At 67.8% G+C, this 18,635-nt stretch carries 12 protein-coding genes and 1 pseudogene; 11 read left to right on the top strand and 2 right to left on the bottom strand.

Translation table 11 applies throughout. The annotated features are described in order from the left end of the window. From OERS_RS21805 to OERS_RS14880, 5 genes and pseudogenes are all read left to right on the top strand, one after another. Positions 1-220, top strand: a pseudogene (locus OERS_RS21805) (hypothetical protein); the annotation flags it as partial. A gap of 72 nt (positions 221-292) precedes the next feature. Continuing rightward, entirely contained in the window at positions 293-613 is a 321-nt protein-coding gene (locus OERS_RS14870; protein WP_068626605.1) for a hypothetical protein, read from the top strand. Continuing rightward, positions 610-780, top strand: a complete 171-nt coding sequence (locus OERS_RS21585) for a hypothetical protein (RefSeq protein WP_169834235.1) — start codon at positions 610-612, stop codon at positions 778-780. Before OERS_RS14870 ends, OERS_RS21585 begins: the two co-directional genes overlap by 4 nt. Further along, complete coding sequence (locus tag OERS_RS14875; protein ID WP_068626607.1) at positions 777-1,154, top strand: hypothetical protein; 378 nt, start codon at positions 777-779, stop codon at positions 1,152-1,154. Before OERS_RS21585 ends, OERS_RS14875 begins: the two co-directional genes overlap by 4 nt. A gap of 49 nt (positions 1,155-1,203) precedes the next feature. Continuing rightward, positions 1,204-1,530 (top strand): hypothetical protein, encoded by a 327-nt coding sequence (locus OERS_RS14880; protein ID WP_068626609.1) that lies wholly within the window; start codon positions 1,204-1,206, stop codon positions 1,528-1,530. 360 nt (positions 1,531-1,890) lie between these two features. Here the strand turns inward: OERS_RS14880 and OERS_RS14885 are convergent, their stop codons facing one another. Beyond that, complete coding sequence (locus OERS_RS14885; RefSeq protein ID WP_139107861.1) at positions 1,891-8,919, bottom strand: RHS repeat-associated core domain-containing protein; 7,029 nt, start codon at positions 8,917-8,919, stop codon at positions 1,891-1,893. 581 nt (positions 8,920-9,500) lie between these two features. Here OERS_RS14885 and OERS_RS14890 point away from each other — a divergent pair. After that, positions 9,501-10,682: a hypothetical protein gene (locus OERS_RS14890; protein ID WP_139107862.1), complete on the top strand. Its 1,182-nt coding sequence runs from the start codon at positions 9,501-9,503 to the stop codon at positions 10,680-10,682. 39 nt (positions 10,683-10,721) lie between these two features. Beyond that, on the top strand, positions 10,722-11,996 hold the full coding sequence (locus OERS_RS14895; protein ID WP_068626615.1) for a right-handed parallel beta-helix repeat-containing protein: 1,275 nt from the start codon (positions 10,722-10,724) through the stop codon (positions 11,994-11,996). 1 nt (position 11,997) lies between these two features. Here the strand turns inward: OERS_RS14895 and OERS_RS14900 are convergent, their stop codons facing one another. Beyond that, positions 11,998-12,327, bottom strand: a complete 330-nt coding sequence (locus OERS_RS14900; protein WP_068626617.1) for a hypothetical protein — start codon at positions 12,325-12,327, stop codon at positions 11,998-12,000. A 257-nt stretch (positions 12,328-12,584) separates the two neighbouring features. Here OERS_RS14900 and OERS_RS14905 point away from each other — a divergent pair, with 257 nt between their 5' ends. The 4 genes from OERS_RS14905 to OERS_RS14920 all read left to right on the top strand — a co-directional run bounded on the left by OERS_RS14905 (position 12,585) and on the right by OERS_RS14920 (position 18,448). Then, positions 12,585-15,788: an LAGLIDADG family homing endonuclease gene (locus tag OERS_RS14905; RefSeq protein ID WP_068626618.1), complete on the top strand. Its 3,204-nt coding sequence runs from the start codon at positions 12,585-12,587 to the stop codon at positions 15,786-15,788. A 168-nt stretch (positions 15,789-15,956) separates the two neighbouring features. After that, positions 15,957-16,775, top strand: coding sequence for a deoxynucleotide monophosphate kinase family protein (locus tag OERS_RS14910; protein ID WP_068626620.1), 819 nt, complete (start codon positions 15,957-15,959; stop codon positions 16,773-16,775). Between the two features lie 39 nt (positions 16,776-16,814). After that, the gene (locus OERS_RS14915; RefSeq protein WP_068626622.1) at positions 16,815-17,327 is read left to right on the top strand and encodes a hypothetical protein; all 513 of its coding nucleotides are present in this window, start codon (positions 16,815-16,817) and stop codon (positions 17,325-17,327) included. Between the two features lie 92 nt (positions 17,328-17,419). Next, positions 17,420-18,448: a hypothetical protein gene (locus OERS_RS14920; RefSeq protein WP_068626624.1), complete on the top strand. Its 1,029-nt coding sequence runs from the start codon at positions 17,420-17,422 to the stop codon at positions 18,446-18,448. Positions 18,449-18,635: the final 187 nt, after the last annotated feature.

The raw sequence follows: 18,635 nt of genomic DNA on the forward strand, positions 1-18,635 counted from the left end.
GGAGATCCTGGACGCCCTGGCGGACCTGGTCGTCGTCGAGCACGGGTGGGCGATCGAGGCGCACCTGCCCCTGGAGGAGGCGCTGGTCGAGGTGCACCGCACGAACATGGCCAAGCTCGGCCCCGACAGGCTCCCGATCCTTCGCGCGGGCGACAACAAGATCCTCAAGCCTGCCGGCTGGACCCCGCCGGACCTGGCCCGGGTCATCGCGCGCGCCTGACCCCCACGGGGACCTTCCTGCCCGCGCGCCCCACGAGGTGGGTGTCAGCACGGACCGACCTTGGAGCCCGCCATGTTCATCGCCACCATCAACGTCCCCGGCTACCTGCCCGACGGCGACCAGTCCCCTGCCGTCTTCGACACGGCGGCCGAGGCGTGGGCGTACCTGGCCGAGGAGCGCGAGCTCGCCCTGAACCTCGCCGACATGGTCCTGGCCGAGGCGGACCTGGCACCCGCGCCCGGCGATGCCCCCGACCTTGCCCTGGGCGAGCTGCGCCGGTTCGCGAACGTCGACCTGCCGGGCACCGTCTACGCGTCGAACTCGCTGAGCGGGGCAACCCACGACCTGGGCATGGCCTACTCCGTGGTGATCGCCGAGGACGGTGGCCTGTGATCGCGCGCCGCAAGGCCGGGTCGCACGCCCCGGTCGCCAAACCGGACCTGGCCCGAGCGATGCACGGGCTCCGTTCGTCCTCCGCGGCCTCCCCGCACGTCCCCGGCCCGCGCAAGGGCGCCCGCCGCTCCAACGCCCGCCGCGAGATCCGCGAGCAGCTGCGGTGATCGCCGGTGCCAAGGCTGCGGCAGAGGCCGAGGGCCTGAGCCTGCGGTTCGTCGGCGGGCCCAGCGGTGATCGCTGGCGCCTGACCCCGGCTGGTGACGACGGCGCCTGGCTGCTGTTCGACGACGCGGGCACCGCACCGCACGTCGTGGAGATCATCAACGCGACCGGGGTGCGCGGCTGGGGCTCGCGCATGGTCCGCACCCTGGCCGGGCTCTTCCCCACCACGAACCGGTGGACCTCCACCGACGTCCTGGACACCGGCGTCCTGTTCTGGTCCGCGATGCAGACCGAGCTCGGCGTCACCTTGTTCACCGCCAGCGGGGTGCCCGCGCTCAGCACCCGGCGCGCGATCGTCGCCCGCCTGCTCGCCTGACCCCCGTCAACAACCAGGTACGACCACGCGCCGACGAGAGGCACCTCCTGTGAACGACCACGACGAGTCCCTGCACCCGCGCGCCACCTTGGAGCACCGCGCGAAGCGCGGCGCACTGAACGCCTCAACGGCGCAGCCGAGGATGCGTGACGGGAAGTTCGCCACCAAGGCGGTGACGGACGCCGACGGCGGCATGAGCGCCCTGGCGACCGCCGCCCCCGAGGTGCCGCTGGTCTCCGCCATGACCGAGAAGTTCGGCCCGGTGTCCGTCGTCGACGCCCCCTCGGGGTACGTCTGCGGCTCCCACGCCGACCGAGCGGTGCAGATCACCACCGACCCGGACAGGACCGGGACGGAGGTCGAGGCAACCTGCTGATGTCCGGCGAGTCGGTCGTGGAGGCGACCATCACCGCGTACTGGCCGCTTGTGTGGCATGGTCTAGAGGTGCGCCAAAAAAGGACAACAGCTGCGAACACTCAGTCCCGCGACCCACTACTACTCAGTACTACTCAGGCGAGCAAGCTGAAACTCTAGTGACCAATCTGGCGGCCGCTCGCGCGGGTCTGACCACTCGGCTCCTGAGGCAAGCCATTCTCGTCGCCTCATGTCTGCGTGACCTGCTGGCACGTCGTCAACCCCAGACTCTGATCCACAGCAAGGACAAATGACGTAGAGCGGAACACCTTCCTGCCAGAATACATCGCCAGACCATCCGCAAACTCTACACATTCCACACTCACCTCATAAACTGTCGAAAGCCCACAACCCGCGAAGTCGGCTTGAAGAACGTTCGGGGTGCGCGATTCGCCGCACGCACCCCGAAGGTGTTCGTGAAAGGATTGTACTTCACCACGTCGCCATTGGAACGAGTGCGCGATAAGGTCCCGAATGAGTTCCTATTAGTGAAACGACTCGCCGCCTGCACGTAGCGTCTAAGCGTGACGTTTGCACCGAACTCCTTCCCATGCTTGCCAAAGTGCTTCACCGCATTTGCAATCGGGCTCAGTTTCTTCGTTTCACTCCAAATCGGAGCTGCACGAAGTAACTTCTCAGCTGCTCGAGCCTTTTGCCCCGCCTTCACCGCCACAGAGGCTATTTTCAGCCCTACCAGGACCCCCGCTCCCGCTCCTACGAGTTGAAGTGCCGCTGTGGCGCTCATCGCAAGCGCTTTGCCCTTGTTGCCGGAGGCGGCGTACGCGACGGCCGAGACGCCGGCTGCTGCTGCACCGACAGGGCCGGGGATCCAGGCGGCAACTTCGCCGACCTTGGCGATGCCCTTGACGAGGCCCTTCCAGGTGAAGGTTCCGGCGAGGTCGGTGCAGTTGACGGGGTCGGCGTTGCAGTAGTCGTAGGTGTTGGCTGAGCCTCCGGCGACTTGGTCTGGTTGGAGGAAGCGGCCGGTGGCGGGGTGGTAGAGGCGGACGCCCATGAGGATGACGCCGGTGGGGGTGTCGGCGTTGCGTTGTGCGGCGCCGAGCCATCCGTAGCGGGCGGGTGGGGCGTTGCTCGTCGCCCCGCTCGTCATGGGTTGGGGGATGCCGAACTCGTCGAAGGACGTAAAGCGCAGCTCGGTGAAGGTGGCCGTGGTGGCGCCGTCGGCGATGGGGAGGGTGGCGGTGATGTCGCCGTGGAGGTCGACGAGCTGCAGGACACGCTCACCGGTCTTGCCGGTCTGGACGGCCAGTGCGCCGTCCATGCCTTCGACATACCGGGTGAGGTTGTCTGGCAGGGTCGCGTCGTTGACGATCCAGGAGGGTTCGTCGCTGTCGCCGTCGTAGTGGTTGATGGTCTCGGTGGAGTTGGCCCAGGCGTTGTTGACCCATTCAAAGGTGTCCTGGGTGTCGAAGCGCATGAGCGGGTCCAGGCCCCACTGGGTGCGCTTGGTCCCGGGGACTTCCTGGGTCGCGACGAGGTCGTTGACGAAGTAGGACGTGGTCGCGGTCTTGGTGCCGTTCTCGGTGGGCATCTTGGTGATGCGCCCGAGCTGGTCGTAGGCCCACGTGTTGCCGCCGGGCTCGGTGGTGGAGACCAGGCGGTCTGCGGTGTCGTAGGTGGAGGTGATCGTGGTGGCGCCGGTGGTCCCGGGGCATGCACCGCCGGCCGTGGCGGTGGCCGTGGTGAAGGAGGTGCGGTTGGTGTGGTTGTCGAACCCGTAGGTGCGGGTCGTGCACTGGTTGGTCGCACCGGACGTGTCGTTGACCGAGGTCAGGCGTCCGAGGCGGTCGTAGGAGTAGTTGCGGATGCTGGTGGGAGTGGTGTGGGTGATCCATTGGCCGCGGTGGTTCTCCACGACCGAGTCCGCTGCGATTACCGTTCCGTCGCTGGTGCGGGTGTAGCTGCGGGCGACCGGGACCCGTGCGGTGTCGTAGGTCATGGTGAGGGTGACCCCGCCGGGCAGGGTCTGGGATTCGAGCTGTCCGTCGGCTCCCCAGGTCGGGGTGATGGTTCCGGCGACCGAGTCGGTGAGCTTGGTGACGTACCCACGCGGGTCAGCGGCCCGGTCATACTCGTAGGACCGGGTGGTCCCGATCGAGTCAGTGACCTTGGTGGGTTGGCCGTACCGGTCGTACTCAGACTTCGTCCACCCGCCGTTGGCGTCGGTGTACTTGATCAGACGACCGAGGCGGTCGTACTCCTTGACCACGCTCGCGGTCTCGGCCCCCGAAGCGTTGACCGAGGCGTTCTTGACGATGTCACCCGTCGGGCCGTCATACGTCGTGGTCGTCTTTGCGATCGTGGCCCCGGCCGCCGCGGTGCTACCCGCGATCTGTACCCCGGTGACGCGGTCGGCCGCGTCGTAGGTAGTGGTCGTGGTCCGCGTGACCAGGCCAGCATCAGCACCGGTGCTCTCGCTGATCACCGTCGGGGACCCGAACCCGTTGTAGGCCTCGGTGCGCTTGACCGTCAGATCCGCCGACATGCGGGCCGGGTCGTGCCCGGTGACCGCTCCCCCGGCAAACGTCAGACACGGCTGCCCCGCCCACTCGGGCTTGTTCTGGCACCGTGCGTCGGGAGCCTCGGTCCCCGCAGAGTAGAAGATCGACTTCACGGTCGCAGCATCGTTGCCCGTCGAGCCGGGCTTGCGGGACTCGATTGCTCGTCCGCGGGCGTCGTACAGGACGACCGAGGTCAGGGCGGTGGGTTGTCCGGCGTCGACGGTGATCGACGTGGCACCCTTGTGCACCCAGCCCGATGTTGCACCGAGTGCGGCCGCACCGTCAACCGGGCTGAATGTCGTCTTGGTTACGATCGGGTCGACCTTGTCCCCTGTGTCCGGATCCAGCCCCGAGGTCGTCTCAGTCGTGACGAGGTGGTAGGCGGCGCCATCAGGTTTGCCCTCGTCGTACTTGTAGTCCGTGTGCGGGCGTAGCAAGCGCACGTCACCGGGGTCGTTCGCGACGGCGAGCTGTTGCGCGGGCCCGATCTCGGACAAAACCTCTAGTCCGTCGGCGGAGTAGACCGAGCGAGAGTCGAACATTGTCGCCAGGTCGATGGAAGTGCGGTCCTGCAAGCCCCAGTCGATGAGCATCTGGTCCGCGTTCGCCAGCTTGCGCAAGGCCAGGAGCCGGTTGGTCGCGTCAAGTGAACGCACGACCTTACCTGTGCGGTCGTACTCAGCGGTGTCGATGAATCCCTCAGCGGGCGCGTCACTGCCCGCAGGTGTCGCCGCGTTGACCTCAAGTCCTGCGGCGTTGAGGTAGTGCACAGTAGCCGGACCGTAGCCGTCAGCGCCAGGCTTGGCTGCGGTCGCAGTCGTCACTCCCGGGAGGTCTTGCGGGCCGAAGACCGCAGTCGCATCTGTGGGGCCGTCGGATTGCGCCCACGTCTCCAGCGCACCCGCGTCCAGGTTGTAGGGCCCCCCCTTGGCGCGCGTGAGTGGCACGTCGTACACGACAGTTGTCGTGTTCACCGGCCCAAGTTCTATCTTCGACCCAGGCAGTAGTGAGGCGCGGGAGACGGTGAGTAGTCGTCCGAGCGAGGGGTCGACAAAGTCACCAGCACCGGTCTTGGATGCGCCGCCCGCGCCGTAGCTGAATGTGTAGGGCTCCTCACCGGGCGCGGTGACGCTCACGAGACGACCATCAGCGTCGTATTGGTACTGGGTCACCAACGCAGGAGCACCGGCCGCGACTATGCGTGGGTCTTCGACCTCGACCAGGCGTCCCGTTGTGTCGTACCGGTAGTGGGCGACGTCGACCTTCTTCATTGTCGAGGTGGCACCATTCCATGCCCACACCGAAGCGCCCGAGACCTGTCCCGTGAACGTGCCGGGCGCGTTCACGGTCGCGGTAGTTGAGGAGGCGTAGGCAAGTTCCATCACTTCGCATCCACGTGCGGGCGTGGCGGTGGTGCACGCAGCGTTGTTGGCCGGCCAGTCGTCTACTCCCGTCTCGATCGGGGCGATCACTCTGGTCAATCGCTGAACACCGTTGACGATCGTGTAGATGTGTCGGGCCTGCCCGGTGGCGACGGGCGGTGCTGTGATCTGCACGTCGAAGTCGCCTGTCGATCTCGTCCGGGCGAAATCGGTGATCGTGCCGTCGATCTCCGTCAGACGCCATGCGTTCGCGTTCGTGCGCACGAGCTTGAGATCTTCAGCGCCTGGCTCAGGGAACCACTTGGTGCGGTCACCCGTGCTGAACCACACTTGCGCACCGCCGGCCAGGTGGACCGCCGCGACGTCGTCGTAGGGCATCGAAATGCGCGTGTACGCGGTGCCTGCGGCGGCATCGGCGGTGCCGGTCTCCCATGCCTTGCCAAACGGTGCCCAGATCTGTCGGACCGAGACGTCGTCGAAGTACACCGGCTTGCCGGTCCCGGCGTCTTGCCCGTTGTACAGCCGGATGAACGCCTCGGTCGCATCTGTGGGAATCGTGGTGTCGAACGTGAGGTGCTGCCACGTGTCAACCTTGGTCGGAGCGTTCGACATGGCACCCGTTGCCGTCGGGTGCGGGTACACGCCGCCCGATTTCCAGAGCATGGTGATCCGGTTGCCCAGCGGGCTCGGCGCCGTCAATCCCGTACCTGCGGGGACGAAGATCCAACCCGAGACGCGGTAGGTCCCCCCAGGCTTGAGGCCCAGACGCATCCCGCCGCCGAGGTCGCCTACGAGCGAGCCGTAGGTGTTACTGGTGCCTGTTGTACCTGGTGTGACGCGGATGCTCTGGGTTCCTGAGTTGAAACGGGTGCTGTCCATCGCGACCGTCGCGTACCCACCAGACTCCCCGGCCGCGGCCCGCACGTTCGAGAACTCTGCTCCCTCAGCCGCTGGCCTGACGAGGTCGTCTTGTAGCTGGTATCCCGAATCGGTGTCCCGTGAGGAAGTCGTTCGGACCAGCGAGATGCCGAACTCTTCCACGTCCGTCACGGAAAGGTTATGGTCACCGGTGAGCAGGTTCACCGATCCGGGGCCGATCGTCGTGAACGCGGCACCGCTTGCGCTTGGGTCAACGATGAGGGTCACCCACTGGGTGTTCGCCGCGCCCGCCCCGGAGGCGCTCGTTGCGAGAACTGCCCGTACTTGTACTGGTCCTCCGGCGAACCCGAGCGTCATCCCCGCATCCCACGACACGTAGTCGTCAGAGTCGGGGGCTGGTTGCCAACCCGCGCCCCATGCGTCACCGTCCGATGCTGTCAGCGCGCCCCCGGCGATATCGGTGATGGTCGTCGAGTCCGGTCCTCGGCGCCATTGATACTTGACGTGCGTCATGGTCGTGTCATTGGTGCCGAGCTCTAGCCGGGCCCGGCGCACCACCCGTGCGCCCTCTTCAGGAGTGAGCAATCCCGCCCTGCCGACGAGGAACGTGTACTTGCTGATCTGCGCCGAGACGTTGCCCGCCCGATCGACGGTTTGCACCTGGACCGTGTGCTTGCCGACAGTGGTCGGCTTGATGTTCGCGGTACCGGCGGCGCCGCCAGCAACAGCGACCAATGTCGCTGGAGCCTTGTCTAGACCCCACTTGTAGCCGGTGACCGAGGTGTCGGCTGATGCCAGCCTGAACGAGAACGTCCCAGCCTCGTTGGCGTCCTTGTGCCATGTGTTGTCCGCCGGGTAGTCGGTTGAGGACACCACCGGAGCACCAGGTGCTGTCTTGTCTACCGCGAAGGCCAGGACTGGAGACCAGGCGCCATTCCACAACTGTCCATCGAACGTCGCGACCCGGGCCGTATAAGCCGTCCCTTCGACCAACACACCAGCGGGCACCTTGTACTGGGCAACGGTGCCGCTGGCGACGCTGACCTCCGCACTGTGCTTGATCGTCCCACCCTGCAACACCTGGAACGTCGCCTTCACCGTACCGCCGTCCGGATCGCTCACAGTCGACGTCAGCGTGGGTGTGAGGGTGTTCGTCCACGTCACGCCGGAAACCGATGAGCCTTTCGGCGATACACCTACCGCACCGCCAACGTTCGGCTTGCTGTTGTAGCTCACCCAGATGAACGGCGCCCCAGCAGTGTTGTTCGCCGATAGGAACCTCTTCCATCCGTAGGTGTCAGCCTCGTTCTCCGCCCTGACGCCCAGCGTAATGCCGGCATGGGTTTGTGCTGCCGTCCACGTCATTGGCGATTTCGCATCGACCGACACCCAGCCTTGCGCGCACGCGGTCGAGTATCCTCTGGTCTGCGATGAGATCGCCTGCGGGTTGAACCAGGTGGGCTGGTTGCTCCACCGCGTAGAGGTATTTGCGCCATCGGTGTGCCACAACACCCAGTTCCTCGCCGAGCACGAGTAGGAGTGAATCCCGTACAGATAGAGTGTGGACGCCAAGACCGTCTTGCCCAAGATCGGACGAACGTCGAATGCCATGAACGAGCGGGCGATGACACCGCCACCGTTGTAGGATCCCAACCGAAGTTCTGCGCTACCTGACTGATCAACGCTGGAATCTGACTGCACCCAGGTGTCGAAGGTCGTCTTCATCTCCAGTTCTGGATCGATCACTACCGGGAATTGAGTCGACGGCGCCGTCAAGAACCCCTGATCAGGCTGGAGATCGACACGAGCCCGGGAGTCATCGACTAGTTCGATCGTGCGCTCGACCTCGACTTGGTCATCACTGGCAGGCTCCACGGGCATCTTGGACGTTGCCGACTCTGGCGCCGAAGTGCGAGCTCCGGTCGGCGCTGAAGCAGGCCCCGCACTCGCTTCCTCCCACCCAGGCATCGGTGGCCTCGCGGAAACGACCTCGGCCGGAGACCACTCCTCGGTTACCGGATGTACACGATCCGCGTCGGCAACCGCATCCCACATCATGGGGACGGACGACGATGCCACCACCTCGCCGGAGCCATTCATCGCGCTCAGTTCGCCAGTGTCCTCTTCGACGATGGCACCTTCATCCGTCGAGAGGTATAGCGGCAGGCTGAGCTGCCCGTTGCCCACCTCTTCATTGACGACGAAGAACTGCTCGAACCCTGTTGTGTGTACATCGACCACGATGTCGATCCCCGGCCGTACGGATTCGTACACGGCGCGAGATCCTTCTAGGCGCGGGGTGGGCAGACTCCCTTCCCACTCCATCACTTGCCGAGACCCACCGTCACCACTCAACGACCCCAATTCGACCGGCACGCCCCCTTCGAACGGCTCGCCACCCGAGAGAGCAATATCACCGGGATGCGCCTTCGCGTGAACCAGTCCGTCCTCACCAAAAGCAAGGGTGGTGTCGACTTCTGACCAGTCCTGCGATGATGTCCCATCGCCACCCTGTCGCACCCACACGGGCCCAGATGCCGCACCCAACATCATGGTGCCGTCAGGCATCGCGAACACCGAACCTGATTCGTACCTCTCACCTACAACTTCAACGGGTTCATCCTCAAGTCGTGCGATCGCCCGCGCAGTCACCGCATCCGGCGCAGAAAGGTAACCCTGACTCGTGCGCTCCGGCGCTGGCTCAGACACGGCCGGTGCCGCAGGTGCCGTGGCAGGTACGGCACTCTGAGCCGGGAGCGACGACAGCCCCACAGAACCCACCGCAAGAGCGACGGTCGCCGCGACCGTCGCGACACCAGATCGCCAAGCACCAGGAACACCAGAGAACGAGACAAGAATGGCCACGGCCACCGCTCCAACTGTGCGGCCACCAGCAACACTGCCAGCGGCACATCAGAACCCACACCCCCTACGGGCAGGCCCCAACCTGGCTCACAGCACGCTCACAGCCCACGATGGTGACTGGAAACTAGCACTCCCAGGCAACGATCAGCCGACACCCCGGATTCTCACGGCCGTCAATTCCGCCCAAACCGCTCAACGGCTCTCCCGGTTCGGCGACAGAAGTGAGCCACCTCACACTTCAGGGTTGTCGCGCCGGCCCGGACCGGCCCCGTCAACGTACGGGCATGAGCACCCACGACGAGATCCCGCGCCCCCGCGCCACCTCACAGCACCACATGCTGCGCGGCGCACTGAACGCCTCAGCGACGCAGCCGAGGATGCATGATGGAAAGTTCGCCACCAAGGACGTGACTGAGGCCGTGGGCGGGCTGGGCGCCTTGGGCCCCGAGCTTCCCCAGTGCCCGCGCTGCGACGGACCGTGGGGCACCGACCAGACCTGCCAGAACTGCTGCGCCCCGGACGGACAGATGCGTCTGCCGATCGGGCAGGACCACGACCTGGGGCCGGGCGCGCAGGACCCCGACGCCGCACGGCCGCTGGCCGAGGAGCTCGGCGGCGGCGACGAGGCCCAGATCGGCACCTTCGAGCACGGCCACGACGCCCTCGGGGCGATCAGCCTCTCCCGCAACGAGGACGGCACCTTCCACGCCGAGTCCTCGATCGTTCTCGGCATCCGCGAGGGGCTGGGCGACCTCGTCCCGGGCGTGAGCACCAAGGGCGGGGACGTGATGAGCGAGGAGGACGCCGAGAAGGTCGACGCCTGGCTCGACGAGCACTCCCCGGCGATCAACGCCTGGATGGCGGACGAGTACGGCGTCGAGCGGCTCGACGGCGACGACTGGGACTGGCAGCAGGCCACGGTGTCCACCGACCTGCCGGCCGACGCCTCGACGCAGGACCTGACCTCGGCGCTGGAGTCCGGCACCAAGGCCATCGCGCTCTACAACGAGTCCGACCCCGGGACGTACGGGTCGCGCGACATGTGGCGCGAGCTGCGCGACCACCTGGCCGAGCACGACGAGCGGGTCGAGAACGCCTCGCAGCAGTACCTGGACACCGCGCTGTGGTCGTCCTCGGACGAGCTGGTGGAGCAGGGGCTGGCCAACCCGCGCGAGGTGATGTGGGAGGACCTTCCCGCCCAGACGCAGACCAAGATCCGTGAGGACGTCGAGCGGTTCCTGATCGGTCAGCGTCACGTCCTGAAGGCCACCGGTAGCCCGGACTACTTCGGCTGCGAGGACGCGACCCAGGTCGGCCACGACCTGTACCTCTCGCGCAACGGTCACGGCGCCGGCTTCTTCGACCGGGGCCTGGGTGAGCACGGAGAACGTCTCCAGGACGTGGCCCGTGCGCTGAACGAGTCGAGCCCGATCGTCGGGGACGACGGCAACATCTACTTCGAGTAGGCACCAGGTTCCGGGTCGGGTCTGCGCATAGGGGCGTGCGTGGACCCGACTCGCCCCCTGCCCCGCAACCCGATCACCGCCGTCCTGGCCCTGGGCCTGATCGCGGTGATGTTGTTCTTCCCTGACCCCGCCACCGTGGTCGCGGAGGCCTCGCCCGAGCAAGACGCCGGCCAGGAGACGACTGAGGCACCCGCACCTCAGGTCGTGGTTCCCGACGACGTCACCCAGCTCGCACCCGACCCACCGGTCACCGTCGTCCCGGCCCCGACCCCCGAGCCGGTCCCCGCCACCAGCACCGCCACCGGCACGACGGGCGGCTCCGTCTCCGGAACGTCCAGTGCGCCGCGGTCCACCGGCGTGGCGTCCGAGTCGCCGGCCGGTCCTGGACCCACCGTCACCGTCTTCATGGCTCCGGGCGCTGCGGACTCCGGCGACGGGCTCAGTCCTGGCACCGCGGTCGGGTCGTTCGCTCGCGCCCAGCAGGTGGCGAAGTCCGCGGGCGGGGCCGGGGCGAACATCGACGTGCGCATCGCCGCAGGCACGTACCGCCTCACGCCCAGCACGTGGTCCCTGGCCTCCCCCGGCCACCGCATCCGCTTCCTCCCCCAGGACTACGTCGAGGGCCAGGCGCTGCCCGTGGCCCAGGTCCCGGTCTTCGACGGGTCCGGGCTCGGTGGGACGTACTGGCTCGACATCCTCGCCCCTGGCGCCGAGACGACGTATGACGTTCGGTCCCTGACCGTCACGGGGTACTCGAACGGGCTGCGGATCTCCGGCGGGTACTCCTACAAGGGTGGCCCGGCGGAGCGCGCGAGCGGCGAAGGACGCCCCCTGCCCCGCCCCACGGTCACCGGCATGACGTTCGAGCGGATCGGCTCAGCCCACTCCGCCAAGACGGGGTACGCCGCCATCCACGTGCAGAACACCGACGGCGCCCGCGTCGTGGCCAACACGCTGCACCGCATCGAGAACTCGGGCGCCCAGGCCGGGCTCGTGCACGGGATCTACGCCGTCCTGTCCACCGGCCTGGACGTGCGGGGCAACACGATCTCGAAGGTCTCCGGGGATGCGGTGCGCACCCGCAACGCCAGCTCGGGCTCGGTCACCGGCAACACGATCGAGGCATCTGGGGTGCACGCCGCGGTCTCCGACTGGTTCTGCGACCAGGCGTGCGCGGCCAAGAACGTCCAGTCCTTCGAGTGCCCCTCGGGCCCGGTCGACGTCGCCAACAACGTCGGGACCCGCTACGCCGGGGGCCAGCTCAAGGCGTACGAGGTCACGGTCTCCCCGTCCGGTGCGAGCTCGGGCTGCTGACTCAGTCCCCGCACGTCTGGCACAGGCAGAACCGGTGCGGGACGGGCATCGCGATGTCGTCCAGGTCCAGTCCGCTGTTGGCTGCGACGGTCGCCGTGCGCAGGACGTCACGCACCACCGAGCGTCGCTCGATGCGGCCCGAGCCGCGGCGCGAGTGCGGCTGCCGGGACGCCCAGCGTGCTGCTACCGGGAAGCACCGAGCCTCGGGCGACAGGCACGAGACCTGGCGCAGCGGCAGGACGCGCCAGTGGCGGTGCTTCGTCTCCACAGCGGTGAACGGCAGGCGGGCGATCTCGACATCGTCGGGGACGTGGGCATCGGTGCGGGACATGTCGGGCTCCATCCTGTGCGTGGATCGGTCACATGCACCTATGCGCAGGGGCGAGCCCAGACCTGACCGCACGGCCCCCGCATAGGTGACGGGTGTTGGACGGTTCCGGCGACGGAACCCGATCCGGCGGTCTGTGTGTTCGTGCGCTGTGTCCTCCTCATGGGCCTGGCACCGGTCTCGGTCGGTGCCAGGCCTGAGGACTTTTTGCGCATGGACCCCAGAGACGCAGTCCAGGACCACGACACGGAGGCCAAGCGGTGGCGATCGAACGCATGACGGCGGACCTGCCGGGGGGCTTCGACCCCTCCAAGCACGCCCAGGCGCTGGTCGCGATGGTCGTGGCCAAGCACGGCGAAGGGTGGGAGCTGGAGTCCATCGACCCGGCCGACTCCACCGCGACGCTGACCCGTCAGGTCGCACTGACCGAGGTCACCGCCGCCCAGCCGACGTCGCGCAAGAAGAGCGCCCCGATGAAGCAGGTCAACCTGCCGCGAGGGACCAAGCCGTCCGACGGCGACGAGATCTCCGCGCGGTTCGAGGACCAGCACCCCGGGTTCTACCTGACGAGCTTCGAGCCGTTCCTGGGCCGGGCCGAGCTGACCAAGCTCTCTGACGAGGTGGCCCGGTGCCGCGGCGCCCTGGCCTTGGCCTTGTCGGTCAAGCCGTGGGAGGTGCAGGTCGGCGAGCGACCCGACGGCGGGTTCCACGTCGCCCTGCCGCACACCTACGTCCCGTCCAAGCACAACGACAAGATGGACGAGGTCGCCACGGTCGTCGTCGGGCAGGAGGGCTGGTACGTCGACATCGACACCCGGGCCCTGACCGCGGAGATCATCCCCTCGGACCCGCCGACGTTCCCCGCCGTGATCCCGTACCCGTTCACCGCACCGAAGTCCGAGAAGGCCTACTGGGAGATCCCCGTGGGGCGCGAACTCGGCCACAACGGAGCCGAGGGCGAGGACCTGGTCCTCGACTTCGACGCGACCCCCGGGGCCCTGATCGTGGGCACTGCGGGAGCGGGGAAGGCGCAACCGCTCGACACTCCCATCCCCGTTCCAGTCTCGGACAGGTTCCCCGACGGCTGGGCAACCATGGGCACCTTGGAGTTGGGAGACCAGGTCTTCACCGGCGGCGGCGAGGTCGCGCTGGTCGACTACCTCTCCCCCATCTCGGAGCGCGAGGTTCTCATCGTGAAGTTCTCGGACGGCCAGGAAGTGGAGGCCGACGCGGAGCACATGTGGGTCGTCTCCGACGTCGCGAGCAGGATCGCCCACGGCGCCAGGGGTGTGAACAAGCGGGCTGCGACGCGCGAGCGCCTCTCGGAACGACTGGATCGCATCTCTCTCCTCGCAGAGGATGCGTGCAAGGTCGCCGCAGGCGCCAGCCCGCAGGCACTGGGGAGGATGTTTGGACTGAACGAGCAGAAGGTTCGCGTCATCGCGCAGAACGCCGGCCTGCCGTTCATCTTGGCGTCAGGGTCTGGGTCTGCGCGCATCTACCCGGTGGATGAGTTCGCGCTGGCGTACCGCGATCACGAGACAGCGAAGACCAACGGACAGTCGGCGCGGGCGCGTCGGCTTCCGGAGACGAGGATCGTCACCACGACCGAGCTCCTGGCAGAACAGACCGGCGCGGGAGAGCGCAATGAGTTCGCGGTGCGGGTCGCCCCGGCCATCGACACCAAGGAAGCAGATCTCCCCATCGACCCGTACCTGCTAGGTGCGTGGCTCGGGGACGGCACCGCCCGCAACGGCGGCGTAACGGTGGGCGACGCTGACCTCGTTGAGATGCGGGCGCTGCTTTCGCAGGCGTGGGGCCCGTCTCGCGTTCGCGTCGAGACCCGAGGCGGCTCCTCCGCCGTCTCCCTGCATTTTGGACGCCCCGACGTCACTGCCTGCCTGAACGGCCACTACGACTGGGTCCCTGTCGAAGGTCACTCGCCGTACTGCCGCACCTGCCGGGTCACGCGTTCCAGCTCGACGAGGTTCGCGCGCAACGCGACCTTCTCGATGCATCTGCGAGACGCGGGGCTCTACCGCAACAAGCACATCCCGGCGCTCTATCTACGTGCATCCCGCGAGCAGCGCCTCGCCCTGCTTCAAGGCCTCATGGACACTGACGGCACGGTCAACAAGGCCGGACAGTGCGAGTTCGCCGTCTGTGACGAGCGCCTCGCCCGCCACGCACTCCAGCTCGTGCGCTCACTGGGCATCAAGGCCTCGATCACGATGAACGACGCCGCTCTCACTGAGCCTGACCCGACCAGACCGGGCTCGAAGCGGCGCCGTGTCGTCGGCGTGCGGCACCGAGTGAAGTTCACGACGGACGAGGTCGTGTTCCGACTCCCACGCAAGCGTGCCCGTCTCCACTCCAAAGGTTCGATGCGCCCAACGTCGCGATGGAACTACGTCGTGGGGGTCGAACGGGTCGGCGTGAAGGAGGTCAGGTGCCTGCGCGTGAACCACCCAGAACACACCTACCTGACGGGCGAGTTCATCCCTACCCACAACACCGTTGCCATCAACGCGCTCATCGCTGGCGCCCTGGCCCGAGGCTGGGAGCTGTGCCTGGGCGACGTCCCGCACAAGGCCTTGGACTTCACCTGGGCGAAGAACTACTGCCGCCCCGGGGGGTGGGGATGCGACTCCCCCGAGGCGACCCTGACGATGCTCAAGCTCGTCTACCAGGAGAAGGACGTGCGCTCGGCCCTGCTCGCCAAGCACGGTGCCCAGAAGCTCCAGGACCTGCCCGAGCACGTACGGCCCAAGCCGATCCTGATTGTGCTCGACGAGGTCACCGGGATGTTCGCGTTGGAGCCCGTGCCCAAGGGCGTCCCGAAGGACCACCCGCTCGTCCAGGAACCGCTGGCGAAGAACCTCATCATCCAGTCGACCGTCGCTACGGTCGCGAAGATCCCCGCCGAGCTGCGGTTCGTGGGGATCAGGGTCATCATCGCGACCCAGATGGCCCAGCAGAACACCGGCATCGGGGTGCCGCTCAAGACGAACCTGGCGAACCGGATGCTGTTGGGCGCCAACCCGAACGAGCAGGCCCGGGGCCACGCGTTCCTCGACCCGCGCTCGGCGCCGCTGGTGCCGGACAACATCAAGGCTGACCGCGCCGCGTCGCGTGGTGTGGGCGTCGCGGAGTTCGAGGGGCGTCCGGCCTCGGTCTTCAAGTCGTACTTCGCGACCACCGAGCAGTATTGCGACTACCTGGTGCGCCTGCGCATCTCCACCACACCCAACCCTGCGCCGACCCCGGCGCAGATCGCGAAGCACACCCCGTCCCTGGACGACTACATGAACGACGAGCGCCCGCCCTCGCGCCTGGACTCCGGCGGCTTCGGGGCGGGCGACGGCCGGGACTCACCGGACGTCCGGCTGCACGGGGCCGCGGCTGCCGCGCACCAGCTCGCGGTCGAGGCCGCGGAGGCCAAGCGAGGCGAGCAGGCGAAGTGACAAACCCCCGCATTGGGGTCGACCAAACCGCGAGCGAACTGAGACACTCGTCTTGATCCGGCCGGGGTGCCGGCAGGACCACGTGCTGGGCTGGGGCGCCGCGTTTGTCGTGGACACGGTGCCCTTCCCCTTGCCCGCTGTGAGGCCCGTTGCCGCATAGGTGCGGGCATGAACCTTGCACCGGACCCGACTCGCCCCGCCGTACGTGCCCGACCCGTCATCGGCGTCGGATGGCTGGCCCGCGCCGGCAAGGACTCGGTCGCCTCCATCCTCGTGCGCGACTTCGGGTTCTCCCGGTACGCGTTCGCCGACCAGATGAAGGAAGCCCTGGCCGGCCTGGACCCGTTCCTGGACGGGACCACGACGGTCTCTACCGCGGGCGGGATCGACGTGGCCTCCCGCGGGCGCACCACCGGCGCCGAGGTCGAACGGCTGCGCGAGTCGCTCTCGACGCTGGTGCTGCCTGACTGGCTCGGGTTCCCCGACGTCGACGCCGCGACCGTCGACGCCATCATCACGTCGCTGGACCCGCGCCTGGACGGCACCTCGACCCTCTCGGACCGGATCGACGCCGACGGGTGGGAGGGTGCCAAGAAGCACCGCGTCTACGCCAGCGAGGTCCGCGGTCTCATGCAGCGCTTCGGGACGGACGCGATCCGCGGACACCTCGGGGATGACGTGTGGGTCCGGGCGCTGGAACGCGCACTGGTCCAGGACGAGTCCCTCGGCGGGGTGTACCCGGTCGTGATCTCGGACGTGCGTGCGCGGGTCGAGGCCCAGTGGGTCCACGCCCAGGCAGGCACTGTGTGGGAGGTGCGCCGTCCCGGCATCGTCGCGGTCAACGCCCACTCCTCCGAGTTCGGTCTGCCGAGCTCGATGGTCGACGGCGTGATCGAGAACTCGGGCACCCTCGACGACCTGGCCCAGACCGTCGCGACCCTGGTCAACGCGACCTTCGGTGCCTCCCCCGCTCGCGCCGCGGCCTGAGCGCACACCACCCCCGAACCTCACCGCACAGGAGCGATCATGCAGATCACCTTCGACCCCGCCCAGTCCGCAGCCCCTGCACGTCCCAGCGGCGGCGCCTGGCCCTTCAGCCTGGTCACCGCGACCACCACCATCGTGGCCGAGTCCATCACCGAGCTCGTCGCGCACCTGGTCGGCGAGACGTACGTCGGGCTCGACGACGACCAGGCGCTGCTGGCCCGCTACGACGCGGCCTGCACGATCGCGGGCATGACCCAGGCGCTGTACTGCGAGACCGCGCTGGACCCCGCGGCCGAGACCGAGGAGACCCTGACGCCCCTACTCAGCGACCGCGGCCAGGGCGCCGTCGAGTTGCAGTGGCCGTGGACCCACGAGATCCCGCTGGTGCTGGTGCGGACCGACTACGAGCCGTTCACCGAGACGAGCGCCCCCGGGGGCAACGTCGTCTTCGTCGACCCGTCGCATGAGCGCGTGTTCCTGGAGTCGCTGGACCGCTTCGGCTTCGTCTCGTTCCTGGTCCACCAGCCACTTAGCAAGGGGTTCAGCGGGTGACTTTGGGACGTTCCCAGCAGGTTCACCCACGAACTATGCATGCAGACGAGGAGTCCGCAAAGAGACTGACTACAACTCACGAGGAGCACACCATGAGCACGGACACTGACACGACCGAGACCGTCGAGCTTTCAGCCGTCGCGGCCAAGCCCCGCCGGCGCACGCGCGCCTTCATCGCGATCGGCGTCGCGGCGACCCTCATCGCGGGCGGATTCACCATCACCCAGGTGGCCAGCGCCCGTGAGGCTGCCGCCGTCGAGTTCGCGCAGGCCGAGAAGACCTACGACGAGCTGGCTTCGGTCGCCTCGGCCCAGGTCCGCACCGCCGAGCGCTTCGGAGTCGACACCTCAGCGGTGACCAAGCTCCTGGCGCAGGGCTCCTCGCTGGACGCGACGGCCGAGTTTCGCGCTGCGATCACCGCCCTGACAGCAGCTCGTTCTGCGCTGGCGACCGAGATCGGCCTGGCCCGTGTCGAAGCCTCCGCGCTGGCGGAGGCTGTGGCTGCCCACCAGGGCGCCAAGGCTGAGCTGGACGCCCTGATCGCCTCGGCCCAGGGTGCGCTCGACGGTGCGCCGAACGCTGAGGCGGGCCTTCGTGACGCGCTGGCGGCGGGGATCACCGCAGCCTCGCAGGCGTCCGCTGTCGAGGTCGCCGGCGTCTCCACCGACGTCGGCGCCCAGAGCGCGGCCATCGTGGCGGCGCGTGACGCGCTCGCTCCCCTGGTCGAGCCGGTGACCGCATCGCAGGGTGCGTGGCAGGCGGCGGAGGACCAGCGGGTCGCGGCCGAGCAGGCTGCGGCAGCTGAGCAGGAGGCGGCTCGTCAGCGGGCGGCCGCCTCGACCGGTGGCTCCACCGCGAAGTCGGGCACCAGCACCAAGTCGGGTACGACCGGTGGCTCGACAGCGAAGTCAGGCGGCAGCGGCACCAAGTCCGGTACGTCCGGCGGTACGTCCGGCGGTACGTCGAGCGGGTCGGGTTCGGGTACGAAGAAGCCGACCGTGCCGGTCACCCCGCCCAAGGGCGGCGGCAGCACCGGTGGTGGAAGCAGCGGTGGTGGCGGCGACATCAGCGTCGACACCTGCTTCGGCGGTGGCGGCTCGGGCGACTCCAACCAGTGCTGACCACCTGAGCTGCGCGACGGCCAACCGGCCGCACACCCGCTAGGCACGAGCAACGAGACGGCCCGGACCTCCACAGGTTCGGGCCTTCTCTCGTGCCCGCCCGAAATCAGGTGTTCGAGGTTTCTGCGCATAGGTGCCGGGGAGGGACCGTGTGGCCTCCGCTCGTGCTCAAGCACGTGAGCCACAT

The organism is Oerskovia enterophila (genome assembly GCF_001692445.1).
Classification (GTDB): domain Bacteria; phylum Actinomycetota; class Actinomycetes; order Actinomycetales; family Cellulomonadaceae; genus Oerskovia; species Oerskovia enterophila.

Coding starts and splice junctions, on each gene's coding strand:
- OERS_RS14870 (WP_068626605.1), top strand. CDS start 293: ATGTTCATCGCCACCATCAACGTCCCCGGCTACCTGCCCGACGGCGAC.
- OERS_RS14885 (WP_139107861.1), bottom strand. CDS start 8,919: ATGCCTGACGGCACCATGATGTTGGGTGCGGCATCTGGGCCCGTGTGG.
- OERS_RS14890 (WP_139107862.1), top strand. CDS start 9,501: ATGAGCACCCACGACGAGATCCCGCGCCCCCGCGCCACCTCACAGCAC.
- OERS_RS14900 (WP_068626617.1), bottom strand. CDS start 12,327: ATGTCCCGCACCGATGCCCACGTCCCCGACGATGTCGAGATCGCCCGC.
- OERS_RS14910 (WP_068626620.1), top strand. CDS start 15,957: ATGAACCTTGCACCGGACCCGACTCGCCCCGCCGTACGTGCCCGACCC.
- OERS_RS14915 (WP_068626622.1), top strand. CDS start 16,815: ATGCAGATCACCTTCGACCCCGCCCAGTCCGCAGCCCCTGCACGTCCC.
- OERS_RS14920 (WP_068626624.1), top strand. CDS start 17,420: ATGAGCACGGACACTGACACGACCGAGACCGTCGAGCTTTCAGCCGTC.